At 72.4% G+C, this 666-nt stretch carries 1 protein-coding gene; it reads right to left on the bottom strand.

Features of this window, described 5'->3' with window-relative positions; all coding sequences use genetic code 11:
• The coding region (locus tag CCN42_RS40375) for a cytochrome P450 (protein WP_143662248.1) at positions 1-658 on the bottom strand (658 nt) is incomplete at its 3' end.
• Between the last annotated feature and the right edge of the window lie 8 nt (positions 659-666).

The raw sequence follows: 666 nt of genomic DNA, 5'->3' as shown, positions 1-666 counted from the left end.
GGTCGGTGCCGGTGCGGGCGGTGATGACGTCGTCGACGATCCCGGCGAGGTAGTCGGCGTCGGCGCGGAAGGCCGCGTCGGCCGCGGAGTGGTCCTCGCCCGGGACGCGGGCGAGGCGAATCATGCTCCACTCCAGGCAGCGGACCATCGCCTCGACGAACGGGTGCGGTTCGGCCCGCTCGAAGGAGCCGAAGTCGTAGCCGAATCCGGCGAGGCCGATGGTGTCGAGGGTCATCCGGGTCATGTCGTCCGGCACGTTCACCGGGTGCCCGTCGGCGGCGGCGCGGTCCCAGGCCTCGATCAGCCGGCGGGCCACCCTCAGCATCACGGGGTGGTAGGTGCGCATCGAGCCGAGGGCGAAGGCGGGCATGAGGATGTCGTGCGCCCTGGCCCAGTTGGGTTCGTCGTTGTACGCGGTGAACAGCCCGTCGGCGGCGAACGCGCGCACGTTCTCCAGGGCGGGCCCGATGTGCTTGGCGAACCGCCGCTCGTCGGCCAGGTCGGTGACGAGGTCGAGGTCGCTCACGAACAGCGTGTCCCGCCCGTGCAGCCGCCGCACCAGTACCGGTCCGTGCTCCCGCATCAGGCCCATGACCTGCTGCAAGGGGGTACGGCCGGGGCCGGTGGCGGAGATGTCGACGAGGGGGACGCCGGGCAGGCCGGGGG

Origin of the sequence: Streptomyces glaucescens, assembly GCF_002154375.1 — a bacterium.
Taxonomy (GTDB): Bacteria; Actinomycetota; Actinomycetes; order Streptomycetales; family Streptomycetaceae; genus Streptomyces; species Streptomyces glaucescens.
Note: the sequence above shows the minus strand (reverse complement) of the source record. Positions and strands in the feature narration are given on the sequence as shown.